Genomic DNA, 25,032 nt, shown 5'->3' on the forward strand with positions numbered 1-25,032 from the left:
CCGAGCTCATTTTCCCGGCAAGCCTAGCGCGTCGGACGGGGCGAGGCGACAGTGAAATGCCTGGCCGGGTCGGGAACTGAGAGCGTCGTTAAGCTGCAAGACGAGCGGCTGGCTCTTACCCTTCCCTGGAGGGGAAGGGTCGATCGCGCGAAGCGCGAGCGGGGTAGGGTGATCTCTCCACTCGGGCACTGTTCGTCGCGGAGGGACCGTCACCCCACCCCGCGATGCATTCCGCTTCGCTACATGCGTCTTTACCCTCCCCCTCCAGGGGAGGGTTAGAAAGGAGACCTACTCCGCCGCGAGCGACTTTGCGCGCACTGGCAGGCCGAGGTGGTCCCACACTTGAAGCAGCGCTTCGGCGAGCTGATCGATCAAGCCGTCATCGTGATAGGGCGAGGGCGTGATGCGCAGGCGCTCGGTGCCCTTGGCGACGGTCGGATAGTTGATCGGCTGGATATAGATACCGTGCTGTTCGAGCAGGAGGTCGGAGGCCTGCTTGCACTTCTCGGGATCGCCGACGAACAGCGGCACGATGTGGGTGTCGCTCGACATGACCGGCAGGCCGGCGGCATTGAGGATCGCCTTGACCCGGGCGGCGCGGTCCTGGTGGCGCTCACGCTCCCAGTTCGAGGTTTTCAGGTGCTTGATCGCGGCGGTCGCGGCCGAGCAGACCGCCGGCGGCAGCGCCGTGGTGAAGATGAAGCCCGGGGCGTAGGAGCGCACGGCGTCGATGATCTGGCCGTTGGCGGCGATGTAGCCGCCGAGGCAGCCGAACGCTTTCGCCAGGGTGCCTTCGAGCACGTCGATGCGATGCATGACGCCGTCACGCTCGGCGATGCCGCCGCCGCGTGGCCCGTACATGCCGACGGCGTGGACCTCGTCGACATAGGTCATGGCGCCGTACTTCTCGGCGAGATCGCAAATCCTGGCGAGCGGGGCGACGTCGCCGTCCATGGAATAGAGGCTCTCGCAAACGATCAGCTTCGGCCGGTTCGGGCCGGCCGCCTGCAGCAACTCCTCGAGATGCGCCAGATCGTTGTGGCGGAACACGACCCGCTCACAGCCCGATTGGCGGATGCCCTCGATCATCGAATTGTGGTTGAGCTCGTCCGACAGGACCAGGCAGTTCGGAATGAGCTTTGCGATGGTCGGGATGCCGGTCTGGTTCGAGACGTAGCCCGAGGTGAACAGCAGCGCGGCATCCTTGCCGTGGAGATCGGCGAGCTCGGCCTCGAGCTGGACCAGCGGATGATGCGTCCCGGCGATGTTGCGGGTGCCGCCGGCACCGGTGCCGACGCGCGTCGCGGTCTCGACCATGGCGCCGACCACTTTCGGGTGCTGGCCCATGCCGAGATAGTCGTTGGAGCACCAGATCACGACGTCGCGCTTGCCCTTGGGCGAGTGCCACACCGCGTGCGGAAAACGCCCGGCCGTGCGCTCGAGATCGGCGAATACGCGGTAGCGCCGCTCGGTGTGGAGACGATCGAGGGCGGAATTGAAGAACTGGGCGTAATCCATCGGCAAAACCTGCAACGGAACCTGGCTGAGAGGCTGCATCTTCTTAGAGCTTTTCCAGCTCAAATGTCTATGCGCTATCCCACATTTGGCCGTGTGGGGCATTTGGGCAAAATGCCCTATCAGGCGCGGTACAACTTGATCCCGATCAAGCGCGTGGGAGATATGATGCTGCTCTGCACCATGCGCCGCCGACTCAACCGACCTTGGTCTTTTTGCGCGGCTCGGCCCGCGCATCCTTGGCGACGATCGGCTTCAACCAATCCGAATTGCGCAGCGCATGCGCCACACAATCGTGAATGTGGGTGTGCAGCACCTTGTTCGCGCCCCTGGCGTCGCGCTTCAGCGCAAGCTCCTTCAACTCGCGATGCTCGGCCGCCGCCATCTCGCCGCGAAACACCACGGCGATCATTTGGTATCGCAGGTAGCGATCATAGACAGCGGCATGCGCGTCGAGCAGCACCTTCGACCCACAGGCCGCGACCAGCGCGCGGTGAAACTGGAAATCGCATTGTTTCCAGCTTTCGGCGTCCGACCGTTCGCCTGCCAGCAGCATCCGCTCCATAGCCGCGAGCTTGTGATGCGCCGAGACGATATGCGCCTCCCAGTCGAGGTCGCCGGCGGCAAACGACTTCTCGATCATATGGCCTTCGAGCAGTTCGCGAAGCTCGGCTATTTCCTGGAATTCCGCCGCCGAAATCGGCGCGACCTCGAAGCCGCGCTGGCCTTCGGCCAGGACGAATCCCTCCGAGCACAGCCGGTTCAACGTCTCGCGCAGTGTCGAGATGCTGGTGCCGTAAGCGGTGCTCATCCGTTCGAGCTTGAGCTTCTGACCCGGCGTCAGTCTGCCGAAGATCAGATCGGTCCGGATGCGGCGATAGGCGCTGTCGCCAACGGTTTCGGCGGCCGTCTCGGGAATGGTGTCCATGCCTCATCCTAGCGCTGTGGGCGCGCGATTTGACAAGAATCTGAGCTTTATCAAGCGTTTCTTTTAATATCAGACAAAACAAGAAATATAGGTTGATTTTTATTTCATCCTATAACAGTTTCTCGCCCTAAGAACGAGATCATCAGGGGAGAGGGGACCATGCCCATTCGGTTCATAGATCTGGCTTTCGTGGCAGCGATCGGAGCGGTTTCCCTCGGCGCGCTTGGGCCGGCCTCGGCGCAGGCGATCCAAGAGCGCACCATCCGCTGGGGGCACCTCAACAACACCGACCATCCCGTCAGCAAAGGCGTGCAGAAATTCGCCGAGATCGTCGCCGCCAAGAGCGGCGGCAAGATCAAGGTGCGCGAGTATCCGGCCAATCAACTCGGCAGCGAGATGCAGCAACAATCGGCACTGCGGGCCGGCACCCAGGAGATGCAGTCGCCGGCGACGACCTCGCTGGTCGGCATCGTCAAGGATTACGGGCTGATCGATTTCCCCTTCATCGTCTCGACGCCGCAGCAGGCCGATGCGCTGCTCGACGGCCCGGTCGGTGCCGCGCTGCTGGCAAAACTCCCCGAGAAGGGCCTGGTCGGCCTCGCCTATTGGGATCTCGGCTTCCGCAACGTCACCAACAGCCGGCGCCCGATCACCAAGGGCGAGGACCTCGACGGCATCAAGATCCGCGTGATCCCGAACCCGGTGTATCTGGAGACCTTCAAGGCCTTCAACGCCAACCCGGTGCCGATGAGCTTTACGGAGCTCTACAGCGCGCTGGAGACCCGCACCGTCGACGGCCAGGAGAATCCATTCTCGGTGATCCTATCGAACAAGTTCTACGAGGTGCAGAAATATCTCAGTGTCACCAACCACACCTATTCGACGAACATCATCCTGGTCTCCAGGAAATTCTGGGACGGGCTTTCGGCCGACGAACAGAAGCTCCTGCAGGACGCCGCGATCGAGGCGCGCGACTACCAGCGCAAGGTCAGCCGCGAGCAGGCCAAGGCCGCCATCGACGAACTCAAGGCCAAGGGCATGGAGATCAACGAGATCTCGCCAGCCGAGCTCGATCGCATGCGCGCAAAGACCAAGCCGATCGCGGAGAAATTCTCCGCCGATTACGATCCCGCGCTCGTCAAGCTGTTCAACAGCGAGCTCGATCGCGTTCATGCGCTGAAGCCCTGAGCATCCGGGGTCATGAAGGCGGTTGTCCACTGCTATTTCCGGCTGCTTCGCGCGGTCATCGCGGTGCTGCTGGCCGCCATGGTGGTGCTGGTCTTCGGCAACGTGGTGCTGCGCTACGGCTTCAACTCCGGCATCGCCATCTCGGAGGAACTGTCGCGCTGGCTGTTTGTCTGGATGGTGTTCCTCGGTGCCATCATCGGCATGAAGGAACGCGCCCATCTCGGCGTCGACAGTCTCCTGAAGGTGCTGCCGCCGGCCGGCCGCAAGGCCTGCTACGGCCTCAGTCATGCCTTGATGCTGTACGCCTCCGTGCTGCTTACGGAAGGCTCGTGGAAGCAGACCGTCTTGAACTGGGACACGGTGGCACCGGCCTCGGGACTCTCGGTGGGCCTGTTCTATGCCGCCGGCATCGTCTTCGGGGCCTCTTCCAGCATTATCATTGCCTACGAGCTCTTTAGGTTCGTGAGCGGGCAGACCGCCGATGCCGATCTCATCGCGATCAGCGAATCAGAGGAACTGCCTCACTCTCCTGGCGCCGCCGGCGGGAAGCTCCAGCGATGACGGTCGCAGTCTTCACCTTCTCGCTGCTCGGCGCCATGGCGATCGGCATGCCGATCGCCTTCGCGCTGATCATCTGCGGCATCGCGTTGATGACCTATCTGGGAATATTCGATTCCCAGATCATCGCCCAAAACGTCATCAACGGTGTCGATTCCTTTCCGCTGATGGCGGTGCCGTTCTTCATCCTCGCCGGCGAGGTCATGAACACCGGCGGCCTCGCGCGGCGCATTCTCAATTTTGCAATTGCGCTTGTCGGGCATTTCCGTGGCGGGCTTGGCTATGTCGCGATCCTGACCTCCTGCATCCTGGCCTCGCTGTCCGGTTCGGCGGTCGCGGATGCTGCGGCGCTCGGTGCGCTGCTGGTACCGATGATGGCCGCGGCCGGCCACAATCGCGCCAGTGCGGCGGGCCTCGTTGCGGCCGGCGGGATCATCGCGCCCGTCATCCCGCCCTCGATCGGTTTTGTCATCTTCGGTGTCGCCGCCAATGTCTCGATTTCGAAACTCTTTCTCGCCGGCATCGTGCCGGGTCTCCTGCTCGGTGTCGGCCTTTGCTTCGCCTGGTGGTGGGTGGTGCGCAAGGAGAACCCGGCGCGTTTGCCGCGCAAGAGCTTGGCCGAGATCTGGCACGCGCTGATCGACGGCTTCTGGGCCCTGATGCTGCCGGTGATCATCATCTTCGGCTTGCGCTTCGGCATCTTCACGCCGACGGAAGCCGCCGTCGTCGTTGCCGTCTATTCGCTCGTCGTGGCGATGGGCGTCTATCGCGAGCTCAAGCCGGCACAACTTCCCGCGTTGCTGGTTTCGACCGCTCAGACCACGGCGGTGGTGATGTTTCTAGTCGCCGCCGCGCTGGTCTCGTCCTGGCTGATCACGGTCGCCGAGATCTCCGATCAGATCGTGGCGCTGGTCAAGCCGTTCGCGGGCAACAAAACCCTCCTCACCATCGTCCTGATGATCATCGTCGTCATCGTCGGCACCGCGCTCGACATGACCCCGACCATCCTGATCCTGACGCCGATCCTGATGCCGATCGTCAAGCAGGCCGGCATCGACCCCGTTTATTTCGGCGTGCTCTTCATCATCAATAACGCGATCGGCCTGATCACGCCGCCGGTCGGGGTCGTGCTCAACGTGGTCGCCGGTGTCTCGCGCGTCCCGATGGACGATCTGATCCGCGGCGTCTGGCCGTTCATGATCGCGCAGCTGGTCGTGCTAGCCTTGCTGACGCTGTTTCCCGTTCTCGTCACCGGCCCGGCAAAGTGGTTTGGCGGCTAACCTTCAAAAGGACCTTCCCATGAAGCGCGTGATGATCCTCAACGGTCCCAATCTCAACATGCTCGGCATCCGCGAGCCGCACGTCTACGGCACCACGACGCTCGCAGAGGTCAATGCGAGCTGCGAGGAGGCTGCCGGCAAGCTCCGGCTCAAGCTCGCTTTCCACCAGTCCAACCACGAGGGCGTGCTGGTCGATCTGATCCAGTCGGCGCGGCAGGATGCCGACGCCATCATCATCAATCCGGCCGGCCTCTCCTTCACCTCTGTCTCGATCATGGATGCGATCAAGATATTCGAGGGCCCGGTGCTGGAGGTCCACATCTCCAACATCCACGCCCGCGACGAATATCACCGCCACTCCAAGATCTCGTTCGTGGCGACAGGCGTGATCTGCGGCCTCGGACCGTTCGGCTACATCGCAGCGCTGCACGCGATCGCGAATATGAAGTGAGGTGTTTCCACAAACTCGTCATGCCCGGGCTTGTCCCGGGCATCCACGAACTTGTGAGAGACCGTGGATGGCCGGGACAAGCCCGGCCATGACGGCGTGGCTCACGTCGTCCTGAACTGCAGCACGCCGTCCTTGGTCTCCGCCGTCAGCCGGCCCTCGACGATCATGTAGTTGACGTGGGCGACGAGCTCGCCGGCGGCAAAGCCCATCTGGTGCTCGTCCAGCACGTGCTTGTTGAACACGACGGGCACCAGGGCGCGCGAGGTTTGCGGCACCTCGCGGCAGGCTTCCGCGATCAGCCGGCAGCGCTCCTCGTGGTGGTCGGCCAGCTGCTTGATGCGGGTCTTCAGTCCGTAGAACGGGACGCCGTGGCCGGGCAGCACCAGCACGTCGTAAGGAAGCGTCGTGGTGAGGCTGGCGAGCGAGGCCAGATATTCGCCGAGCGAGTTCTGGTCGGGCTCGACCGCCCAGACGCTGACATTCGGCGAGATCTTGCTCAGCACCTGGTCGGCGGAGAGGAACAGCTTGTCGTCGGCGCAATACAGCATCACCTGGTCGAGCGCGTGGCCGCCGCCGGTGATCACCTTGAAGCGCCGCGTGCCGATCACGACGTCCTCGCCATGCGAGATGCGGCGGTAGGACGGCGGCAGCACCGAGACGCGCTTCAGATAGTCCTGGCCGCGTCCGAGCAGCTTTTCGGTGAGCGACTCGTCCATGCCATGGCGCCGGAAGAACAGCCGCTGCGCCTCGCGCCGCTCGTCGGTGCCGCGGTTCTGGTGGTAGACCGATTGCAGGTATTCGACCTGCGACATCACCAGCGGGCAGTCAAACCGCTCGACCACCCAGCCGGCAAGCCCGACATGGTCGGGGTGGGAGTGGGTGACGATCAGGCGCGTGATGTTGATGCCCTTCAGCGGCCCGTCGAACAGCTTGGTCCAGGCCTCGATCGTCTCCTCGTTGCCGAAGCCGGCATCGATCATGGCATAGCCGTCGCCGTCGGCCAGCAGGTAGATGTTCACGTGGTTGAGGCGGAACGGCAGCTTCAGCCGCGCCCACAATATGCCGGGCCGAACCTCGACCACCTGGTCGGGGCCGGGATGCTGCTCCCAGGGATAGCGCAAGGCCTCAGCCGAGGAGGGGGCGGTGTCGTTTTTCGCGTTCATGTTATCGGCTTAAACCCGCCGAGCGCGGGGCGCCAGCCGAAAAAGGATGCGAGGCCCGGACCGCATGGCGGTCATACCGGGCCGCGTTTTTCCGCGCGCCGGTCAAAGCCCCGCAAAAAGCGCAGTCATTCCGGGGCGCGCGTGAGCGCGAACCCGGAATCCAGAAGTTGATGTGCAAGATTCCGGGTTCGCCTCTTCGAGGCGCCCCGGAATGACGATCACGCAGCCCGCATGTCGTTGAGGAACGCGTCGATTTCCCCGCGCAGCATGTCGGCCTCGCGCCGGAGCGCGTCCGAGGCGCTCAGCACTTCGCCGGCCGCCGTGCCCGCTTCGGCGGAGGCGGTGGAGACGCCGACGATGTTGCTGGAGACTTCGCTGGTGCCGCCGGCGGCATGCTGGATGTTGCGGGCGATTTCCCGCGTGGCGGCGCCCTGCTCCTCGACGGCGGCTGCGATCGTCGTGGTGACGTCGTTGATCTCGCCGATGATCCGGCCGATGCCCTGGATGGCGCCGACCGCAGAGGTCGTGACGGACTGCATGCTGGCGATCTGGGTGCGGATCTCGTCGGTCGCCTTGGCGGTCTGGCTTGCCAGGCTCTTCACCTCGGAGGCGACCACCGCGAAGCCGCGGCCGGCCTCGCCCGCGCGCGCGGCCTCGATAGTGGCGTTGAGCGCGAGCAGATTGGTCTGCGAGGCGATGGTCTGGATCAGGTCGACGACGACGCTGATGCGGCTCGCGCTGTCGGCGAGGCTCTGCACGGTGGCGTCGGTCGCGCCTGCTTCGTCGACAGCCTTCTTGGCGATCTCGGCGGAGGTCACGACCTGGCGGCTGATCTCCTGGATCGAGGAGGACAGCTGCTCGGTGCCGGCGGACACGGTCTGCACGTTGACCGAGGTCTCCTCCGCGGCGGAGGCGACCGCGTTCACCAGCGCGTTGGACTGGTCGGCGGTATTCGACATGCTCTGCGCGGTCGATTGCATCGAATTGGCCGATTGCGAGAGATTGTCGAGCGCGGAGCGCACTGTGTTCTCGAACTCGGCGATCTTCGCTTCCATGCGCGCGGCGCGCTCAGCCTTGGCGATGCGGTCCTTGTCCTGCTCGTTCGTCAGCGCACGGGTCTCGATCATGCTTTCCCGGAACACCTGCAGCGTGTTCGCCATCACCGAGATTTCGTCGTTGTGGTTCTTCGAGCGGTAGATCTCGGTTTCGAGATCGCCGTTCGCGAGCAGCTGCATCGACTGATGCAAGGCGCCGATCCGGCGCAGGATGTTGCGGCCGACATAGAGCCAGACGAACAGCGCCGAGCCAACCAGCATCAACGCGCCCATCGCCAGCATGACCGACGTCGCGAGCGAGATCTCCTGCCGTGCCTGGGAGGTCGAGGTGTTGGTTTCCTTCTGCACGCCGTCGACCAGCTGCTGCACGCTGATGCCGAGGCCGACATTGAGCTTGCGGGTCTCGTCCAGGATGGTCTGGCCGTAGTCGATGGAGTCGAGCTCCTTCTCGCGCAGATTGAACACGCCGGTCTTGCCGGTGCCGAGCGCAAGCAGCTTTTCCGCCGTCTCGCGCAGCATCTTGTTGCCCTGGTTGTCCGGCAGCAGATCGAGGTTGGAGCGCAGGCGGCCCTGAGCCGTCTTGAATTCCTTCTGGATGTCGTCGAGCTTGTCGCTCGTGTTCGCCGACAGCGCCGCGCTCATGTTGGCGGCGGCGAGATTGCCGCTGGCGACGACGTTGCCGAGTTGGCCGACGGTCTGCGCAGCCTCGGTTGCATCCGCAGCGGACAGGTCGGCCGAGCCGAGGACGGCGTTGACGCGGGTCTGCGCCTCCAGCATCGCCGGGCTTGCGGCGCCGACGAACGCGCCCTGCGCGCTGCGAAGGGCGTCATATTGCTTGTCGTGGAGGGCCGCGATATCGAGCCGCTCGCGGGCGGCTTTCGCCAGGCTCTGCGCCGCCTCGTTGATGCTCTTCATGGTGTCGCTGAGGCCGGTGACGACGCTCTTGTCGCCGCCGTGCTCGATGATCTCGTTGAGCTTCTGCTGCGTCTGCTCCTGCAATTCCCTGAGCTTCTTGGTGCGCTCGCTGAGGGCTTCCTCGCTTTGCGCCGCCAGCAGGGCAGGCCCCTGGGCCGCAAGGCTGGCGCTCAGCGCCGACAGTTGCAGGCTGGCGGCAAGACGCGGAATGTCCCGCCCGCTCAGCTCGGTGATGCGTCCGCCGAGGTTCTGCAGCGCCAGGCCGGCGCCGGCTGCGATCACGAGGCCCATCCCCGCGATCACCGCAAAGGCCGCGAACAGGCTGCCGCGCACGCCCCATTTCGGCATTCTGAAACGAGGACGGAAACGGCCAAGGAAACGGCCAAGGCCCAGACGGATCGGCATCGAAAATTCCCCCAATGTTCTTCTATTTGTGGCTGCAGTATCGGCAGCACCGGTTAAGGAATCGCAATGAGCCCAATCGGTTGTTCTTGTTCCGCAGAGCGAAAAAAGAAGGGCCGGCGACGAGGCCGGCCCATCATTTCGGTAAGGTCCTGGTAATCGATCAGTAGCGCGCCATGGCCGGGCTCGCCCAGTTGAAGCGGTAGTTCACGCCGGCCTTGAAGGTATGGTCGTCGGTGGTGAAGGCGCCGGTGCCGGCGAGCGGTCCGGCGGTGAAGCTTGCGTCGCCGAAATTGTAATATTGGTACTCGGCCTTGGCCGACCAGTTCGGGGCGAACATGTATTCGAGGCCGGCGCCGACGGTGTAGCCGTTGCGGTGATCGCCCGTGATGACGAAGGCGGTCGGCACGCCGCCGACGGTCACCTTCTCGTTGTTGTCCGAATAGGCGTAGCCGCCCTTCACATAGACGAGGCCGGGACCCCAGGTGTAGCCGACGCGGCCGGTGATCGAGCCGAGGCCGCGCTGGTCGTTGGTGTAGGCGATGCCGCCCGGGAATACGGCGCCGACGCTGCCGGAGAGCCAGGAATACTGGCCCTCGACGCCTACCACGAAGTTCGGGTGGAATTGCCAATCACCGCCGACCTGCAAGCCGCCGAGGAAGCGGCCGTTGCCGTTGTTGCCGGTGGAGAGGCCGTTGAAATTGTTGTCGCTGGAGAACGCACCACCGACATGACCGCCGACATAGAAGCCGGTCCAATTGTAGATCGGCGCGGCGTAGGCCGGCGCCGGCGTCTTGTAATAGTTGCGGTTGCCGAGATCGGCGCCGATGGCGGGCGCAGCCGCGCCCACCGCGAGCAGCGCCACAGTCGCAAACAGGATCTTCTTCATCGTCTTGAACTCCAGCACTCGATGTCCCCGGTCGGCGCGCTTTGCACGCCGCGTTGATTTTGCAGATAGCTCGCTTTTGACGAAAATGCTGTCACATGCGTGGCACAACGACAGCCAAGCCAAGTTATTGGGCGGCAATCGGTTTTCGTGCTTAATAGCGGCTTAAGAAGTGGTGAAGGAAGGCTTAATTTCGGAGCGTCCAGGTAATCTCCGCGCGCGCTTTGTTAACCGAGACGCCGCCGCGCCTCATCGCGCATCTGCGCGCGGAATGCTGCGCGCTTCGCCGGCCGGTCTTCCTCGCGGACGTCATGGCGATCGAAGATGTCGAACTTCTCCAGGATAGGATAGCGCTCGCTCGCCATCGCGAGCACGCGCAGGAGCTTGGTCGCTTCGGGCGTCGGGCCGCTCACCTCCCAGCGCCGAATGGTGTCGGCACCGCCCTTCTCGGGCAATCCGCACAGCTTTGCCATGTCGGCCACCGTGAGCTTCCGCTCGAGGGCATCGGAAAGGTCCGCGCGGAGTTGCTTCAGTTCGGGGCCGGTCATGCTCGCTTCCAGGGGAGTCACTCAACGCAATGCACTAACGCTGATTCGGGTCCATCCGAAGGCGGTGTAAGCCTGCGGCGCTCCGGCAAGTTCGTCCGCACACGGAGTTATGAAGGGAGAACCCATGGAAATTTTCCAATGCATGAACACTTGCCAGACCGGGGGCGCGCAACGGGCGAAGGGATCAGCCATGAAAACCATGAGACTCGCCATTTCCGTGCTGATCACGACGGGACTGCTCGCCTCACCATTCGCCGCTGAGGCAAAAAAGGTCCGGTCGAGCCGGCAATCCAGCACTGGCATGGTGGGGACGACCTATAGCGGTGCGGGCGCGCCGGCCGCGCAGCCGAGGACGTCTTACGGCTCCTCCGGGCAGACGGTCGGCACGATCACGGCCCCGTCGATCGGATCGTACAATTGGCCCTCGGTGGGCGTGACCAACTCCGTTCCGACGTGGAGCAACACCACGCGATAGAGGCGCCATCCGGTATCAACTTCCTGGCAGCCTCGGCACATTTTCGTTCGCGAGGCGTTGTCGGACGAAAGATTGCACCGCATCCGAGAGGACCAAAACATGACCAGAACGAAGCGCTTCCTTGCTATCCTCGCCGCGGCCGGCGCCGTGGCATCGCCATTCGCCGCCGGTGCGCAAACCTCGGGCGCACAGAACAGCACGACCGGAAGTCCGGGAGTGCCGTCCACGCAAGGCGCGCCTTACGGCTCGTCTGGGCAGACCGTCGGGACGGCGACGGCACCGTCGGTGGGGAGTTACAACCGGCCCTCGGTCGGCGTGACCAACTCGGTCCCGACCTGGCAAAACACCAATCCTCCCGCCAAGTAAGATCCGGCCGCTCGGCCTTCAGTCGGCCGGCGCGCGCTCCTGGCGTCCCGGCACCGCCGCGAGCAGTTCGCGCGTATAGGCATGTTCGGGCGCTGCGAAGAGCTGTGCAGTCGGCTTCAGCTCGACGATGACGCCGCGCTGCATCACCGCGATGCGGTCGCAGATCTGGGCCGCGACGCGCAGATCATGGGTGATGAACAGCATCGACAGGCCGAGACGCGCCTTGAGGTCTTCGAGCAGTTTCAACACCTGCGCCTGCACCGAAACGTCGAGCGCGGAGACGGCCTCGTCGGCGACGATGATCTCCGGCTCGAGCGCGAGTGCGCGGGCAATGCCGATGCGCTGGCGCTGACCGCCGGAAAATTCATGCGGATAGCGGTCGAGCGCGCCGGCATCGAGGCCGACCATCTTGAGCAGATCGCGGGCACGGTCGAATGCGACCTTCGGATCGACGCCGGCCGCGATCGGGCCGTCGGCGATGATGTGGCCGACCTTGCGGCGCGGATTGAGCGAGGCGAACGGATCCTGGAAGATCATCTGGATGCGATGACGCTCGGCGCGCAGCGCCTTGCCCGACAGAGACGTGAGATCGGTTTCGCCGATCCGCACCGTGCCGCGGTCGGCTTCGATCAGCCGCATGACGAGGCGCGCCACCGACGACTTGCCGGAGCCGGATTCGCCGACCAGGCCGAGCGTCTCGCCCTTGAGGATGTTGAAATTGACCGCGCGCGCGGCATCGACGCGGCGGTCCTGGCGAAACCAGCCGCCCGAGGTCACATAGGTCTTGTCCAGCCCGATCACCTCGACCGCCCGGGCCTGATCGTCCAGCGGCGCGCGTGCCGGCGGATCGATCGACGGCACGGCGGCCAGCAGCGCCTTGGTGTAGTCGTGCTGGGGTGCGTTGAACACGGTCGCCGCCGGCCCTTCCTCGACCACCTTGCCGTGGCGGAGCACCACGACCTGGTCGGCGATGTCGGCGACCACGCCGAAATCGTGGGTGATGAACATCACCGCCATGTTGCGGCTGCGCTGGAGATTGCGGATCAGCTTCAGGATCTGCGCCTGCGTGGTGACGTCGAGCGCGGTGGTCGGCTCGTCCGCGACCAGCACGGCGGGCTCGAGCGCCAGTGCCATCGCGATCATGGCGCGCTGGCGCTGGCCGCCGGAGAGTTGGTGCGGATAGGCGCGGACGATGCGCTCGGGGTCGGGCAGGCCGACCTCGCGCGCCAGCGACAAAGCCTTGGCGCGTCGCTCCTTCGGCGAGAGCAGGCCGTGCGCCTCGAACATTTCCGCCATCTGGTCGCCGATCCGCATCAAGGGATTGAGCGCGGTCATCGGCTCCTGGAAGATCATTGCCAGGCGGCGACCGCGCAGATCGCGCCAGCCGTCGTCATCGAGCTTGAGCAGGTCGCTTCCTTCGAACTCGATCTCACCCGATGTGACCGAGACCGTATCGGGCAGCAGGCCCATCAGCGCATGCGCGCACATCGACTTGCCGGAGCCGGACTCGCCGACAACGCAGACGATCTTGCCGGGATGCAGGTCGAGCGAGACGCCGTCCACCGCAAAGGGACGCTCGGCGCCCTTGGGCAACGCGATCCGCAGATTCTTGATGGAGACGGCGGGCGGTGCGGTCATCGTCAGCGGCCCTCCCGCGACAGGCGCGGATTGAGCGCATCGTTGAGGCCTTCGCCGATCAGGTTGAGGCCGAGCACCGAGATCAGGATGGCGACGCCGGGAAACACCGTGATCCACCAGGCCTGCCGGATCACGGTGCGGCCGGCGCCGACCATGTAGCCCCAGGAGATCAGATTGGGATCGCCGAGGCCGAGGAAGGACAGCGAGGATTCCAGCAGGATCGCGGTCGCCACCATCAGCGAGGCCAGCACGATCACCGGCGACAGCGCGTTGGGAAGGATCTCGCGCAGGATGATCCAGCTATTGCTTTGGCCGGTGACGACTGCGGCCTGGACATATTCGCGCGTGCGCAGCGACAGCACCTCGCCCCGAACGAGGCGGGCCACCGGTGGCCAGCTCACGATGGCGATCGAGGCGACGATCGAATAGATCGAGGGTTGCAGGATCGCGACCAGCACGATCGCGAGCGCGAAGCTCGGAATGGTCTGGAAGAACTCGGTGAAGCGCATCAAGGCGTCGTCGACCTTGCCGCCGAAATAGCCGGCCATCGCGCCGATGGGAATGCCGACCAGCAGCGCGACCAGCGTCGAGACGAGGCCGACCAGCAGTGAGACGCGGGCGCCGAAGATCATGCCGGCGAACACGTCGCGGCCGAGCGCGTCGGTGCCGAGCGGCACGGTCCCGAGCGTGAACGGCGGCAGGAACGGCCGCTGCACCATGCGCCAGGGCGAATTCGGAAACAGCATCGGTCCGAACACCGCGACGGAGACCGCAAGCAGGAGGATGATGAGCCCGATGACGCCGCTCGGGCTCCTGAGCATCGATTTCCAGAACTGTCTCATGAGGCGAATTCGATGCGCGGATCGACCAGTCGATAGACCAGGTCGGTGATGAGGTTGAAGATCAGCACCATGGCGGAGCAGATCACGAACACGCCGAGCAGCAGATTGTAGTCGCGCTGCAGCAGGGCGTCGTACATCAGGCGGCCGATGCCGGGCCAGGCGAACACGGTCTCGGTGATGACGGCCCCGCCGATCAGCGTGCCGGAATGCACGCCGGCCAGCGTCACAACGGGAAGCAGCGCATTGCGCAGCACGTGGCGACGCTGGATCACGGCATCCGAGAGGCCCTTGGCGCGCGCCGTCTTGACGAAATCGAGCCGCTTCACTTCCAGCATCGAGGCGCGCGTCATGCGGGTGTAGGTTGCCATGAAGAACAGGCCGAGCGTCATCGCCGGCATGATCAGGTGCTTTGCGACGTCGACCGCGTGGGCAATACCGGTGAGGTTGGCGCCGACCGTCTCGTAACCGAAGCTCGGCAGCCAATCCATGGTGACCGAAAACAGGAGGATGCCCATCAGCGCCACCCAGAAGATCGGCATGGCGTAGAAGATCAGGGCGAACACGGTGATGGCGGTGTCGAGGAAAGTTCCGGCAAAGCGCGCGGCGAAGGTGCCGAACAGGATGCCGAGCGTCAGCGAGATCGCGAACGCGGTCAGCGTCAGCAACAGCGTCGCCGGCAGCCGCTCGCCGATCAGCTTGACGACCGGCGCCTGCTGGCGAAACGAGAAGCCGAGGTCGAGGCTGACCACGCCCTTGACGTAGAGGAACAGCTGTTCCGGCAGCGGCTTGTCGAGGCCGAACTTTTCCCGGAGCTGCTTGACGAAGACCTGGTCGCTGGCCCCGGCCTCGCCGGCCATCACGACCGCGGGGTCGCCGGGCGCGAGGCGAATCAGGAAGAAATTGAGCACGACGATCGCAAGCAGGACGATCACGCCCTTGAGGACACGCTGAGCGATGAAGGAGAGCATGATCAGATGGCGATGAGATCGGGGTGGGCGCAGCCGCAGCGGCGGTACGCTCCCTCTCCCGCTTGCGGGGGAGGGCAGGGGTGGGGGTGCTTCCGCACAGGGATTGCCAAGAGGAGAGAGCCCTCACCCGCTCCGCTCTTCGGGCGTAGCGACCTCTCCCGCAAGCGGGAGAGGTAAGGGGAGTTCGGAGCGCCTGCCGTCACTTGTCGAGCCATGCGTCCTTGAAGCCGTCATTGACGCCAATTCCCGTGGTGATCAGGTTCTTGACCTTGCACCGCGTGATCGTGGGGAATTGCAGCTCGAGCATCCAGGCCACCGGCACGTCCTCGACCAGGATCTTCTGCGCCTTCTCGTAGATCTCCTTGCGCTTGGAGTCCGGCGTGGCGACGGCACCCTCGGCGAACAGCTTGTCGATCTCCGGGTTGGAATAGCCCTCGACGTTGTTGAAGACCTGGCCCTTGGCGATATTGCTGGAGATGTAGTTGCGGCCGACGCCGAGCGCGGGATCACCGTACTGGTAGAGATAGGTGAAGGCGATGTCGTAATCCCACTCGGCGATCTTCTGGTTGCCGCCGGCAACGTCGGTCGCGATCGTCTCGATGTTCATGCCGACGTCCATGAGGTTCTGCTTCACCGCCTCACCCCAGCGCTGCCAGGTCTCGCCATAGGCGAGCGGCAAGATGCGGATCTTCTCGCCCTTGTAGCCGGCTTCCTTCAGCAGCGCCTTGGCCTTGGCAGGATCGTAGGGATATTTCTTCACGTCGTCGGTGTAGTATTTGATGGTCGAGGCGGAAGGGCCGGTGGCGACCTTGCCGAGCCCGTTCCAGATCACGTCCTTGGCGAAGTCGCGGTCGACCGCATACATGATCGCCTGCCGCACCCGCTTGTCCGCGAGCGGACCCTGGCGGTTGTTGAGCCACAGCCAGGCAAGCGGTGAGAAGAACTCCCAGCCGGCGCCGGTGACGCAGGTGTCCTTCAGCTTGGACAGCCGTGGCACGTCGAAATTCTCCACCGAGCCGCCGGGCAGCACATCGACCTTGCCGGTCTCGTACGCCACCGAGCGCGCGGCGGCGTCCGGAATGATCTGCCAGTAGATCTCGTCGAGATAGGGCTTGCCCTTCTCGTGGTAGTTCGGGTTCTTGACCAGGCGGATGAACGAGCCCTTCTGCCACTCCTTGAACATGAACGGGCCGGTGCCGACAGGCGCATTGTTGTAGGCGTTGGTCTTCCAGTCGGTGCCTTCATAGAGATGTTTCGGCACGATCGGCATCGAGCCGACCTCGAAGATGCCGAGGAACGGGCCGAAGGGCTGCTTCAGCGTGAACACCACCGTATAGTCGTCCGGCGTCTCGATCTTGTCGACCTGCGCCAGATTGGTGCGGGCACGCGCATGCGTCTGCTTCAGCATCTCCATCGAGAACAGGACGTCGGCGGCGGTGAAGGGCTTGCCGTCGTGCCAGGTCACGCCCTTCTTGAGCTTGAAAGTGTAGGTCTTGGCGTCTTCGCTGACGCTCCAGCTCTCGGCAAGCCCGGGCTGCGGCTCGAGCTTGGGGCTATAGCGCAGCAGCCCTTCGAAGATGTTGCCCGATACCATCTGGGTCGGGCCGTTCTGGACCTGCGCCAGCATCAGGCCGGGCGGCTCCGGCTGGATCACGGCATTGATCACGCCCCCCGTCTTCGGCGCCTGCGCCAGTGCCGGGGCCGTGAGGCCGCAAGCCAGGAGAAGACCAAGCAATACTCTTTTCGGCATGTCGTATCTTTCTCAAGCGAGGCAAGCCAAAAGCGCTTCGCGACGTCATGGCGTGCGAAGCTGCGGCCAGCCCATCCCAGTCCCCATCCGCCGGTGAGGCTCACACAGTCCCGTTCGGCGCCGCAAGATGAAAGTCTCGACAGCGTCCGCACAAAAAATGTACAGCGCGTCCTGTTTTCCCGCACGGGCTCTGTCCCCGCGAATTGGCTGGTTTCGAGGGATCAGGGCGGGTCTGGTGGCGTCGAGAGCCTGCCGCAGCGGTGCCCAAGCCCGCGCCTGCGACCAAAAGCATCAGGCCGTCATTTCGCGCCTAGCGCCCGCCGCAATTCGTCGAGCGCCTCGGCGAGTTGCTCGCGGTGCGCGATGTCGTCCGCAGGGATTGCGGCGACGCTGCCTGCGAGCTCCCGCAGGATGCCGGCGAGCAGGCCGAAATTGATATGCAGATGCACCGATTTGCGTTCATCGGGCGCGCCCGGATGTTGCAGCACCAGCGCAACGCCGCTGCCGTCGAGCTTCGCCTCGAAGCGGGAGGAATGCTCGAAGGTGCCGACATAGAACTTGTCGGGATATTCGAGCGCAACCTCTGCCTTGTCGGGAACGGGCTTGGACATGTGACCCTCATCGAGATCGAACCCTTGTGGCTGAGAATTAGTCCGGCAACCTTGCGATAGGTCAGAGACGGCGCTGCTTCCGATTTGATCCGGATCAAAGCCGTGCGGCGGCCTCTGCGATCGAATGGCAACTGGCGAGACGGGGCTGCGCGTTCCCTTCAGCGGTGAGACCACGATGGACATTCAGGCCACGACCATCCCTGCCGACGACGATGCCGGACCCGACGTCGATTTCACTGCAGAGGCCGGCGTACAGCGCTGCCTGCAATTGCTGGGCAGTGCCGGCCTGCGTCCGACCCGCCAGCGCCTGGCGCTCGGCCAATTGCTGTTCCTGGGCGGCCATCGTCACGTCACCGCCGAGAGCCTCTACGAAGAGGCGATGGCGGCCAATACGTATCTGTCGCTCGCGACCGTCTACAACACGCTGAACCAGTTCACCGAGGCGGGCCTCTTGCGCCGGATCGCGGCCGACGGCCTCAAGTCGTTCTTCGACACCGACACGTCCGTGCATCCGCACTTCTATCTCGAAGGCGAGGATATGCTGGTCGACGTTGCCGACGGCCTCGCCTTCACCAAGCTGCCCGAGGTGCTTCCCGGCCACGAGATCGCGCGGCTCGACGTCATCGTCCATCTGCGCCGCAAGCGCGAGGCATAGCACCGCCGGCGCTCTTACCCTCCCCTGGAGGGCCCCTGGAGGGGGAGGGTCGATCGCGCGCAGCGCGAGCGGGGTGGGGTGATCTCTCATCACGGGCAGTGCATCTGAGGAGAGACTGTCACCCCACCCCGTCTCGCCTCGCTACGCGACGCGAGCCGACCCTCCCCTCCAGGGGAGGGTAAGAGCAGCGTCGCGGTTCATCGCAATCCGGCCCGGCGAAATCCTTCCAGGTAGTGCTCGCGGTCGCCGTCATTGGCCCACGGCAGCTGCGTCGCGATCCAGTGCAGCGAGATTCCCGGTTGGGTGCGGCGGAGCTCGCCCAGCGCCATCTCGGCAAGCGTACCATCGCCCGTCATCCCCGCGGAGACCGCGAGCACGCGATAAGCGCCGGTGAGGTCGCCGCGGTGGCGGATCGCCTCGCGCGCGAGCGCGATGGCGTCTTCGTAGCGCCGCTCGGTGAAGCGCGCATAGGCGGCGATGCCGTGATAGATCGCCAGCGACGGATCGCGCGGCGACAGCCGGATCGCCCGCTGCGCGGCCTCGAACGAATCCCCGGAGCGTCCGGCATAGGACAGCGCCAGCGCGTAATAGCCCTGCGCCAGCGAGAAGTTCGGATTGAGCGCAAGCGCCTGCTCGAACTCCGCCAGCGCGTCCGCAAGCCTGCGTGTCGAGAAGCAGACGCTGCCGAGCGCGGCATGCGCCCAGGCGTCCTCATGGTCGCAGCGCACCGCGGCCAGCGCGGCCGCTTCCGCGATCGGCGCAACCGCCGCGAGCTGCGTCCAGCCGAGATGCACGCCGAACATCTCGTTCACCGCCAGCAGCGACAGTGCCTGGCCGTAGTTCGGATCGATCGCGATCGCGCGTTCCAGCAGGGCCCGCGCGGTGTCGTGGTCCTGACGGGTCACGCGCCAGTAATGCGAGAGTGCGCGCATCAGCAGGTCCCAGGCGTCCAGGCTCGCAGGCGGCTTGCGATGGCTGCGAAAATTCTCCGCGGCGTGGATCTGCGGCTCGATCGCCGCCGCGATCGCGTTGGTGATCTCGTCCTGCACGGCGAAGACGTCGACGAGCTCGCGGTCGTAGCGCTCGGCCCAGAGATGGTTGCCCGACACGGCGTCGTTGAGCTGCGCGGTGATGCGCACCCTTTTGTCCGCCTTGCGCACGCTGCCCTCGACGACGTAGCGGACGCCGAGTTCCTCGGCGACCTGCCTGATGTCGATCGCGCGCCCCTTGTAGGTGAAGGACGAGTTGCGGGCGATCACCATGAACCAGCGCTGCTTCGACAGCGCGGTGAGGATGTCTTCGCTGATCCCGTCGCCGAAATAGTCCTGCGCGGGATCGCCGCTCATGTTCTCGAAGGCGAGCACCGCGATTCCCGGGCGCTCCGCCACGCGCGGGGCAGCGGGCCTGGCTTCCGCAAGCACCGGGGACGGTGCCGCTTCTTCCCGGACCTCGCCGACGAAACGAAAGCCCTTGCGCGGAATGGTCTTGATCAGCCGCTGGGTCGCGCCGTCGTCGCCGAGCGCCTTGCGGGCAGCGTTGATCCGGCTGTTGAGGGCGGAATCCGAAATGCTGCGGTCGCTCCAGATCCGGCGGATCAGGTCATCCTTGCTGACCACCCGGTCCCGTTCCGTGACGAGGTAGAGCAACAGATCGAACACCTGCGGCTGCAGCGGCACGGCTTCCCCGCCGCAGGTGAGCTCCCGCAGATCGCCGTCAAGAACGTTGTTTTCAAAGCGGAATCGCACGTTTCGGTCGTCTCAAGCAAAAATCAAAGTCGTCTCAGGCGAAAATCAACCGTCCGCGAAAGCCGCGGGACGTCCGATCCGGCATGGTGCGAAGACCAAACCGTGTCGATGCCTCGGCACAACGGAGCGTTTCATGACCCAGATTGATCACCAAATTCATTCCACCGGCCCGGAAGTTGCGGGCTCCCGCGTTTTCAGGTTCATCGCCTTTCTGTACGGAATTGCGGCATATCTCGTGTTCTTCGTCACCATTCTCTACGCCATCGGCTTCGTCATGGGGGTGATGGTGCCCAAGACCATCGACACCGGCGCCGAAGCGCCGGTCGTTCGCGCGGTCATCATCAACTTGCTGCTGATGTCGCTGTTCGCGGTTCAACACAGCGTGATGGCGCGCCATCAGTTCAAGGCCTGGTGGACGCAGTTCGTCCCCAAGCCGGTCGAGCGAAGCACGTATGTTCTGCTTGCGAGCCTGTCACTGCTCCTCCTGTTCTGGCAGTGGCGCCCACTGCCGGCGGTGGTATGGAACGTCGAGAATCCGGATCTCGCCGTGACACTGGTCACGCTGTCCTTCGCCGGATGGGTGCTGGTGTTCACCTCGACCTTCATGATCAACCATTTCGAGCTGTTCGGATTGCATCAGGTCACCGACCATCTCGTCGGCAAGGAAGCGACACCGCCGCGCTTCAAGACGCCGCTGCTCTACAAGTTCGTCCGCCACCCGATCTATCTCGGCTTCATCGTCGCGTTCTGGGCGGCGCCGACCATGACGGCGGGCCATCTGCTGTTCGCCGCCGTGACCACGCTTTACATCTTCGTCGGAATTGCGCTGGAGGAGCGCGACCTCGTTGGTCTCTTCGGCGACGAGTACCGGCAATACAAGCAACGCGTTTCCATGCTTATTCCCTGGCGCCGGTCGGTATAGTCTAGCCTCGTCCCGTGCGCCTTCGAATGGAGGATGCACGGGACGCCGACGCGCAAACAAGATCCCAAAAAACGGAGACGCCCAAATGAAACATGTCGGAAACTGCTTCTGTGGCGCGGTCACGGTCGAGGTCACGGGTGCACCTGAGGCGATGGGCTATTGCCATTGCCGCTCCTGCCGCTCCTGGTCGGGCGGCCCGGTCAACGCCTTCAGCCTGTGGAAGCCGGAAGCCGTGCGCATCACCGAAGGCGCTCAGAACGTCGAGACCTTCGCCAAGACGCCGCTCAGCCAGCGCAAATTTTGCAGGACGTGCGGCGGCCATCTCATGGCCAGCCATCCGCCGCTCGGTCTGGTCGACGTCTTCGCCGCCACCATCCCGACGCTCGCCTTCACACCCGGCGTCCACGTCAATTACGCCGAGACCGTGCTGCCGATGCGCGACGGCCTGCCCAAGCTGAAGGATTTTCCCGCCGAGTTCGGCGGCAGCGGCGAGATGATGCAGGAATAGCGGTGCGCGTTTAGCATTTGTTCGAGAGGGCGGCAGAGCGCCGCCCTCTCGGTTTTCTTCCAAGAGAGAAGGATGAACGGCTAGCCTCCGCGCGATTCAACCACCTTGCGGCAGGAATCGGAGAGCTTCGACTTGTTCTCGCGCAGGCAGGCGTTCATCTGGGGCGGCTTGCCCACATGTTCGGCGCAGAATTTGCTAGCGTCGCCGCGGCAGGCCATCTGCTCCTGGACCGATGGGCCGGATTGTGCAGCAGCGGGCAGCGCGGCAGCAGCGAGCAGCAGCGCGGCAAGAACCGAAATCTTCATGAAGCACCTCTTTGGAATCCTCGTTGGTCCCGACCGGGATCAATCGCGCCGGACCATCCCGCGAAGCTCAGTCCCGGGTCCATGCCATGTTCATGGCACCGGCCAGTTCTTCTCGGCGGCGGGACCCCCATCTTCATGGCATGTTTCCGCGCGCCGATTTTTGCCATTCAGGCTGCACCTCGGCTGCGAGATCCGGTGATCGCATCGGAACGCCGAACGGGAAGCAGGAGAGCAGAATGAAGAGAGCTGGAGCGCTGAGCGCCGGGCTGACGATCATGGCCTTGGCCGGCGCGGCGATGCTGTCGCTGGGCACGAGCCCGGCGCAGGCGGTGGTCTATTGCAAGACCGTGGGGGTGCCCAAGGGCTGCGTGGTGCGGCCGACCGCGGCGGTGGTGGTCGCGCCGGGAGCCCCGGTTGCGCGAGCTGCGGTCGCGACGCCCGGTGTCGGTGCGCCCGGCGTCGGCGTGCGCGCGGGTACGCCGATGAACCGCGGCGGCCCGGTCAATCGCGTCGGCCGGCGCTGATATGTTCATTCGATCGATTTGATTGCATTGCTTCGGGCCAACGGGGCCTGCGGCCGAACACCCCCCGTCCTCCGCAGGCAATCACCCGGCCCGTTCCCTCTCTCCGTGCGCCCCATACGTTCGGAGAGGGGGCTTTTTTAGCCCGCAGCCATGTCGCTGTCCGGAAAGCGCTGCGGCAATTGCAGTTGCACGCGGGTGCCTGAGGCATCCGAGCTCAGATCGAGCGCTGCGCCGCAGCGCGTCGCGCGGCTTCTCATGTTGCGCAGGCCGCGCGCGGTCTGGCCGGCGCCCGCGGCCGTGCTATTGCCGGCCGACGCGAAGCCGCGGCCGTCGTCCGCCACGCTGATCACGCCATAAGGTCCGTCGCTGCCGTCACGTGTCTCGATGGTGACAGCGACGTGGCGGGCCTGGGCGTGCTTGACCGCGTTGGTGACGGCCTCGTCGAGGATGCGCACGATCTGGATGACGTGCCATGGCCTGAGTTCGGGATGCAGCGGCAGGCCCTGCGGCGTCGCCACGCGCCAGTCGAGCGCGATGTCGTGCGGTCGCAATTGCGCCGTTGCGCGCTCGCGCCAGGAGCCGAGCGCGAGCATCAGGTCGCCGCCGATGTCGTCCATGGAGTCGATGACGAGGCGCAGATCCTTCAGGGCCGCACGGGCAGCGTCCGTGATGGTCGCGCCCTCATGGCCGCGCTCGGACAATGCGACGATGCTCACGAGCTGCCCGCCGAGACCGTCATGCAGGTCCCGCATCAGGCGCGTGCGCTCATTGGCGAGCGCGGCGGCGCGGGCGCGCTCCTCCTCGCGGGCGAAGCTCGCCTTCAGCCGTTCCTCGGCTTCACGCACGCGCGTCACGAGCTGCCCGGCAAAGCTGTCGACCTGGTTCAATGCTCGGGCAAAGCGCCAGGTCAGCCCGGCGCCGATCGCGACCAGCATTGCCGAATAGGACAGCCGCGAGACGAAGATGCGATCGTTGCTCGTGATCTCGAGCACCGTGAGCATGTCCTGGATCCAGCAGACCAGCACGATGGTCACCGCGCAGCCGATCGTGAAGCTCGCCGCGTCCTGCCGCCGTACCACCGCGGCAGCCGTGACGCAGGCCATCAGGAACAGGCACAGCCCGACGGTGGGAATGCCGAGCACCAGGAACAGGATGCGCGGCAGCGGCGGGCCCCCGATCAGCCCGACCACGAACACCAGGATTCCGGGCATGAACAGCAGCGTGCCGTAGCGCGGCCAGCGCCAGCCGAAGAACAGCACGCCGAACACGACGACCAGCGCGCTCTCGATCGGGGCGGACGCCAACAGCACCGCGGAGAGCCGGGACGCGTTGGCCGGCGGCACCGGCGCTTGCGCGAACGCCTGCACCACGCCGAGCACCATCGCCACGGCGAGCACGCCATAGACCGGCTCACGGCGCCGCATCAGCCACATGATCGCGAGGATGACGGCCAGGATCGCCTGCCAGGCGGAGAACACCACCGGCAGCGTGACGAACAGCAGCGTGCGTGTCTCGTAGGCTGGGCGCAAGGCGGCATCCGGTCCGACATAGACGGTGTCCAGAAAGCCCTTCAGCGGTCCCCACACGAACAGCCGCACCGTGATCTCGTTGCCGCCCTCGCGCAGCAGCGAAGCGGGAATGGACGCGATCTGCGGCGTGTTGCGGTCGGGCCGGTTGGCGTTGGCATCGCGCCGGGAATCGAGCACGACGACGCCGTTGACGGCGACCTCCACCGCGTTGCTGAAGCGCGGCAGGAACACCGACCAGCCTGCCGTCGCATCCTCACGCCGGAACGTGAAGGCGCCGGTGTACAGCGGCGGGTCGGCCAGCGAGTCGCGCGACGTGGTGAAATGCGGCAGCGCCACTGGGCGGGTCAGGCCGTTCTCGCGTACCGAAAAATCGCTCAGGGCGAAATCTTCCGGATCGTTCGGTTGCAGCAGCCGAAGCCCGAGGAGGGTGACGATCACGATCAGGGCCTGGAGCAGCAGGTAGGGAACGAGGCGCGCGGCCAGCAGCCGGCGCCGCGCGGGTCCGGCGGGGGCCTTCGCAGGTGCTTTGGCCGCGATCTCGCTCACAGCTTGATCAGGCCCTGCTGCACGGCCTCGAACACCGCTTCGCTCCGTGTGTGCACTTCGAGCTTGCGGTAGATGTTCTTGATGTGGCCCGGCACGGTCTGCCTGGACAGGCCGAGATGGCTCGCGATCTCGGCATAGCTGAAGCCCTTCGCGATGCCCCAGAGGATGTCGATCTCGCGTGGGGTGAGCCTCGCCGTGTTGAGCGCTGGCCCCCGCGGCGGTTCCGCCGAATTCTGTGCGACGCCTTGCGTTCTGCGGACGATGAAACGGGCGATCGAGGCCGAGATCGGCGAATGCCCCGCGACCAGGTCGCGAACGGTGGTGGCGATGTCGGTAGGGAAGGCGTCCTTGAGCAGATAGCCGGTAGCGCCGACCGTGATTGCGGAAATCACGCTCTCCTCGTCGCCGAGTGCGGAGATCACCATGATCTCGGTGTCCGGAAAGCGCTGCCTCATCTCGCGGATCAGCTCGACGCCGTGGCCGTCGGGCAGCCGCAGGTCGGTCAGCAGCACGCGCGGCGCGCCGCTCGCGAGGGCGGAGCGGGCTTCGCCGAGCGTCCCGGCGCTGCGCACCTCGTAGCCGGCTTTGACCAGCGCATCCTGGAGCCGCCAGCAGGTCGGCGCATCGTCCTCGACGAGGAGGATGGTGATGGAGTCACCCGTCTCGCCCTGTTCGCTCATGTTCATCGTCCCGCGACCCGCGTGTCCCCCGCAGCGCGAAGCAAGTTTAGCCGCCGCGCGGAAGCCGCGACACCCATAA

Annotated in this window: 25 protein-coding genes; 10 read left to right on the top strand and 15 right to left on the bottom strand. The window is 64.9% G+C overall.

The window, feature by feature from the left end; translation table 11 throughout:
* Window positions 1-288 precede the first annotated feature (288 nt).
* On the bottom strand, window positions 289-1,518 hold the full coding sequence (gene hemA / locus AC3WLX_RS26925) for a 5-aminolevulinate synthase (RefSeq protein ID WP_291624468.1): 1,230 nt from the start codon (window positions 1,516-1,518) through the stop codon (window positions 289-291).
* A 193-nt stretch (window positions 1,519-1,711) separates the two neighbouring features.
* Entirely contained in the window at window positions 1,712-2,443 is a 732-nt protein-coding gene (locus AC3WLX_RS26930; protein ID WP_492338222.1) for a GntR family transcriptional regulator, read from the bottom strand.
* Window positions 2,444-2,602: 159 nt separating this feature from the next.
* Here AC3WLX_RS26930 and AC3WLX_RS26935 point away from each other — a divergent pair, with 159 nt between their 5' ends.
* The 4 genes from AC3WLX_RS26935 to aroQ are packed head-to-tail and all read left to right on the top strand — an operon-like array spanning window position 2,603 to window position 5,920.
* Entirely contained in the window at window positions 2,603-3,631 is a 1,029-nt protein-coding gene (locus AC3WLX_RS26935) for a TRAP transporter substrate-binding protein (RefSeq protein WP_492338223.1), read from the top strand.
* Window positions 3,632-3,643: 12 nt separating this feature from the next.
* Window positions 3,644-4,192 (top strand): TRAP transporter small permease, encoded by a 549-nt coding sequence (locus tag AC3WLX_RS26940; RefSeq protein ID WP_291624471.1) that lies wholly within the window; start codon window positions 3,644-3,646, stop codon window positions 4,190-4,192.
* On the top strand, window positions 4,189-5,469 hold the full coding sequence (locus AC3WLX_RS26945) for a TRAP transporter large permease (RefSeq protein WP_492338224.1): 1,281 nt from the start codon (window positions 4,189-4,191) through the stop codon (window positions 5,467-5,469). Before AC3WLX_RS26940 ends, AC3WLX_RS26945 begins: the two co-directional genes overlap by 4 nt.
* 19 nt (window positions 5,470-5,488) lie before the next feature.
* A complete protein-coding gene (aroQ, locus tag AC3WLX_RS26950; RefSeq protein ID WP_492338225.1) occupies window positions 5,489-5,920 on the top strand; it encodes a type II 3-dehydroquinate dehydratase in 432 nt (143 codons plus the stop codon).
* Window positions 5,921-6,021: 101 nt separating this feature from the next.
* On the opposite strand, the gene AC3WLX_RS26955 is transcribed toward aroQ, so the two are convergent.
* The 4 genes from AC3WLX_RS26955 to AC3WLX_RS26970 form a co-directional block, all read right to left on the bottom strand.
* Window positions 6,022-7,083 (bottom strand): MBL fold metallo-hydrolase, encoded by a 1,062-nt coding sequence (locus tag AC3WLX_RS26955; protein ID WP_291626510.1) that lies wholly within the window; start codon window positions 7,081-7,083, stop codon window positions 6,022-6,024.
* Between the two features lie 218 nt (window positions 7,084-7,301).
* The gene (locus AC3WLX_RS26960) at window positions 7,302-9,458 is read right to left on the bottom strand and encodes a methyl-accepting chemotaxis protein (RefSeq protein ID WP_492338226.1); all 2,157 of its coding nucleotides are present in this window, start codon (window positions 9,456-9,458) and stop codon (window positions 7,302-7,304) included.
* A 160-nt stretch (window positions 9,459-9,618) separates the two neighbouring features.
* Window positions 9,619-10,344 (bottom strand): outer membrane protein, encoded by a 726-nt coding sequence (locus AC3WLX_RS26965; RefSeq protein WP_492338227.1) that lies wholly within the window; start codon window positions 10,342-10,344, stop codon window positions 9,619-9,621.
* A gap of 224 nt (window positions 10,345-10,568) precedes the next feature.
* Window positions 10,569-10,889, bottom strand: a complete 321-nt coding sequence (locus AC3WLX_RS26970) for a helix-turn-helix domain-containing protein (RefSeq protein WP_492338228.1) — start codon at window positions 10,887-10,889, stop codon at window positions 10,569-10,571.
* A 190-nt stretch (window positions 10,890-11,079) separates the two neighbouring features.
* Between AC3WLX_RS26970 and AC3WLX_RS26975 the strand changes: the two genes are divergently transcribed.
* Both AC3WLX_RS26975 and AC3WLX_RS26980 read left to right on the top strand, forming a co-directional pair.
* On the top strand, window positions 11,080-11,364 hold the full coding sequence (locus AC3WLX_RS26975) for a hypothetical protein (protein ID WP_492338229.1): 285 nt from the start codon (window positions 11,080-11,082) through the stop codon (window positions 11,362-11,364).
* A gap of 99 nt (window positions 11,365-11,463) precedes the next feature.
* Entirely contained in the window at window positions 11,464-11,730 is a 267-nt protein-coding gene (locus tag AC3WLX_RS26980) for a hypothetical protein (RefSeq protein WP_291626502.1), read from the top strand.
* 18 nt (window positions 11,731-11,748) lie between these two features.
* Here the strand turns inward: AC3WLX_RS26980 and AC3WLX_RS26985 are convergent, their stop codons facing one another.
* From AC3WLX_RS26985 to AC3WLX_RS27005, 5 genes are all read right to left on the bottom strand, one after another.
* On the bottom strand, window positions 11,749-13,368 hold the full coding sequence (locus AC3WLX_RS26985) for an ABC transporter ATP-binding protein (protein WP_492338230.1): 1,620 nt from the start codon (window positions 13,366-13,368) through the stop codon (window positions 11,749-11,751).
* A gap of 2 nt (window positions 13,369-13,370) precedes the next feature.
* A complete protein-coding gene (locus tag AC3WLX_RS26990; RefSeq protein ID WP_492338231.1) occupies window positions 13,371-14,210 on the bottom strand; it encodes an ABC transporter permease in 840 nt (279 codons plus the stop codon).
* Complete coding sequence (locus tag AC3WLX_RS26995) at window positions 14,207-15,178, bottom strand: ABC transporter permease (RefSeq protein ID WP_291626512.1); 972 nt, start codon at window positions 15,176-15,178, stop codon at window positions 14,207-14,209. Before AC3WLX_RS26995 ends, AC3WLX_RS26990 begins: the two co-directional genes overlap by 4 nt.
* Before the next feature lie 199 nt (window positions 15,179-15,377).
* Complete coding sequence (locus AC3WLX_RS27000) at window positions 15,378-16,928, bottom strand: ABC transporter substrate-binding protein (protein ID WP_492338232.1); 1,551 nt, start codon at window positions 16,926-16,928, stop codon at window positions 15,378-15,380.
* Between the two features lie 299 nt (window positions 16,929-17,227).
* Window positions 17,228-17,539, bottom strand: a complete 312-nt coding sequence (locus AC3WLX_RS27005; protein WP_291631089.1) for a hypothetical protein — start codon at window positions 17,537-17,539, stop codon at window positions 17,228-17,230.
* A gap of 175 nt (window positions 17,540-17,714) precedes the next feature.
* Here AC3WLX_RS27005 and irr point away from each other — a divergent pair, with 175 nt between their 5' ends.
* A complete protein-coding gene (gene irr / locus AC3WLX_RS27010; protein ID WP_492338233.1) occupies window positions 17,715-18,194 on the top strand; it encodes a Fur family transcriptional regulator Irr in 480 nt (159 codons plus the stop codon).
* 197 nt (window positions 18,195-18,391) lie between these two features.
* Here irr and AC3WLX_RS27015 read toward each other — a convergent pair whose 3' ends face one another.
* On the bottom strand, window positions 18,392-19,939 hold the full coding sequence (locus AC3WLX_RS27015) for a winged helix-turn-helix domain-containing protein (RefSeq protein ID WP_492338234.1): 1,548 nt from the start codon (window positions 19,937-19,939) through the stop codon (window positions 18,392-18,394).
* Between the two features lie 133 nt (window positions 19,940-20,072).
* Here AC3WLX_RS27015 and mddA point away from each other — a divergent pair, with 133 nt between their 5' ends.
* Complete coding sequence (gene mddA, locus AC3WLX_RS27020) at window positions 20,073-20,861, top strand: methanethiol S-methyltransferase (protein WP_291622750.1); 789 nt, start codon at window positions 20,073-20,075, stop codon at window positions 20,859-20,861.
* 85 nt (window positions 20,862-20,946) lie between these two features.
* A complete protein-coding gene (locus tag AC3WLX_RS27025) occupies window positions 20,947-21,369 on the top strand; it encodes a GFA family protein (protein ID WP_291622748.1) in 423 nt (140 codons plus the stop codon).
* A gap of 80 nt (window positions 21,370-21,449) precedes the next feature.
* Here the strand turns inward: AC3WLX_RS27025 and AC3WLX_RS27030 are convergent, their stop codons facing one another.
* Window positions 21,450-21,674, bottom strand: coding sequence for a cysteine rich repeat-containing protein (locus tag AC3WLX_RS27030; RefSeq protein WP_492338235.1), 225 nt, complete (start codon window positions 21,672-21,674; stop codon window positions 21,450-21,452).
* A 236-nt stretch (window positions 21,675-21,910) separates the two neighbouring features.
* Here AC3WLX_RS27030 and AC3WLX_RS27035 point away from each other — a divergent pair, with 236 nt between their 5' ends.
* Window positions 21,911-22,198, top strand: a complete 288-nt coding sequence (locus AC3WLX_RS27035) for a hypothetical protein (protein WP_492338236.1) — start codon at window positions 21,911-21,913, stop codon at window positions 22,196-22,198.
* Window positions 22,199-22,335: 137 nt separating this feature from the next.
* Here AC3WLX_RS27035 and AC3WLX_RS27040 read toward each other — a convergent pair whose 3' ends face one another.
* The gene (locus AC3WLX_RS27040) at window positions 22,336-24,273 is read right to left on the bottom strand and encodes a sensor histidine kinase (protein ID WP_492338237.1); all 1,938 of its coding nucleotides are present in this window, start codon (window positions 24,271-24,273) and stop codon (window positions 22,336-22,338) included.
* Window positions 24,270-24,953 carry a response regulator gene (locus tag AC3WLX_RS27045; RefSeq protein ID WP_492338238.1) on the bottom strand — a complete coding sequence of 228 codons (684 nt, stop codon included), beginning with the start codon at window positions 24,951-24,953 and terminating at the stop codon, window positions 24,270-24,272. Before AC3WLX_RS27045 ends, AC3WLX_RS27040 begins: the two co-directional genes overlap by 4 nt.
* Window positions 24,954-25,032: the final 79 nt, after the last annotated feature.

This window comes from Bradyrhizobium sp. FW305-F6, assembly GCF_058782905.1.

Bases quoted from the DNA above. Each gene is read 5' to 3' on its own strand.
- hemA (WP_291624468.1), bottom strand. From the start codon at position 1,518: ATGGATTACGCCCAGTTCTTCAATTCCGCCCTCGATCGTCTCCACACC.
- AC3WLX_RS26930 (WP_492338222.1), bottom strand. From the start codon at position 2,443: ATGGACACCATTCCCGAGACGGCCGCCGAAACCGTTGGCGACAGCGCC.
- AC3WLX_RS26935 (WP_492338223.1), top strand. From the start codon at position 2,603: ATGCCCATTCGGTTCATAGATCTGGCTTTCGTGGCAGCGATCGGAGCG.
- AC3WLX_RS26940 (WP_291624471.1), top strand. From the start codon at position 3,644: ATGAAGGCGGTTGTCCACTGCTATTTCCGGCTGCTTCGCGCGGTCATC.
- AC3WLX_RS26945 (WP_492338224.1), top strand. From the start codon at position 4,189: ATGACGGTCGCAGTCTTCACCTTCTCGCTGCTCGGCGCCATGGCGATC.
- aroQ (WP_492338225.1), top strand. From the start codon at position 5,489: ATGAAGCGCGTGATGATCCTCAACGGTCCCAATCTCAACATGCTCGGC.
- AC3WLX_RS26955 (WP_291626510.1), bottom strand. From the start codon at position 7,083: ATGAACGCGAAAAACGACACCGCCCCCTCCTCGGCTGAGGCCTTGCGC.
- AC3WLX_RS26960 (WP_492338226.1), bottom strand. From the start codon at position 9,458: ATGCCGATCCGTCTGGGCCTTGGCCGTTTCCTTGGCCGTTTCCGTCCT.
- AC3WLX_RS26965 (WP_492338227.1), bottom strand. From the start codon at position 10,344: ATGAAGAAGATCCTGTTTGCGACTGTGGCGCTGCTCGCGGTGGGCGCG.
- AC3WLX_RS26970 (WP_492338228.1), bottom strand. From the start codon at position 10,889: ATGACCGGCCCCGAACTGAAGCAACTCCGCGCGGACCTTTCCGATGCC.
- AC3WLX_RS26975 (WP_492338229.1), top strand. From the start codon at position 11,080: ATGAAAACCATGAGACTCGCCATTTCCGTGCTGATCACGACGGGACTG.
- AC3WLX_RS26980 (WP_291626502.1), top strand. From the start codon at position 11,464: ATGACCAGAACGAAGCGCTTCCTTGCTATCCTCGCCGCGGCCGGCGCC.
- AC3WLX_RS26985 (WP_492338230.1), bottom strand. From the start codon at position 13,368: ATGACCGCACCGCCCGCCGTCTCCATCAAGAATCTGCGGATCGCGTTG.
- AC3WLX_RS26990 (WP_492338231.1), bottom strand. From the start codon at position 14,210: ATGAGACAGTTCTGGAAATCGATGCTCAGGAGCCCGAGCGGCGTCATC.
- AC3WLX_RS26995 (WP_291626512.1), bottom strand. From the start codon at position 15,178: ATGCTCTCCTTCATCGCTCAGCGTGTCCTCAAGGGCGTGATCGTCCTG.
- AC3WLX_RS27000 (WP_492338232.1), bottom strand. From the start codon at position 16,928: ATGCCGAAAAGAGTATTGCTTGGTCTTCTCCTGGCTTGCGGCCTCACG.
- AC3WLX_RS27005 (WP_291631089.1), bottom strand. From the start codon at position 17,539: ATGTCCAAGCCCGTTCCCGACAAGGCAGAGGTTGCGCTCGAATATCCC.
- irr (WP_492338233.1), top strand. From the start codon at position 17,715: ATGGACATTCAGGCCACGACCATCCCTGCCGACGACGATGCCGGACCC.
- mddA (WP_291622750.1), top strand. From the start codon at position 20,073: ATGACCCAGATTGATCACCAAATTCATTCCACCGGCCCGGAAGTTGCG.
- AC3WLX_RS27025 (WP_291622748.1), top strand. From the start codon at position 20,947: ATGAAACATGTCGGAAACTGCTTCTGTGGCGCGGTCACGGTCGAGGTC.
- AC3WLX_RS27030 (WP_492338235.1), bottom strand. From the start codon at position 21,674: ATGAAGATTTCGGTTCTTGCCGCGCTGCTGCTCGCTGCTGCCGCGCTG.
- AC3WLX_RS27035 (WP_492338236.1), top strand. From the start codon at position 21,911: ATGAAGAGAGCTGGAGCGCTGAGCGCCGGGCTGACGATCATGGCCTTG.
- AC3WLX_RS27045 (WP_492338238.1), bottom strand. From the start codon at position 24,953: ATGAGCGAACAGGGCGAGACGGGTGACTCCATCACCATCCTCCTCGTC.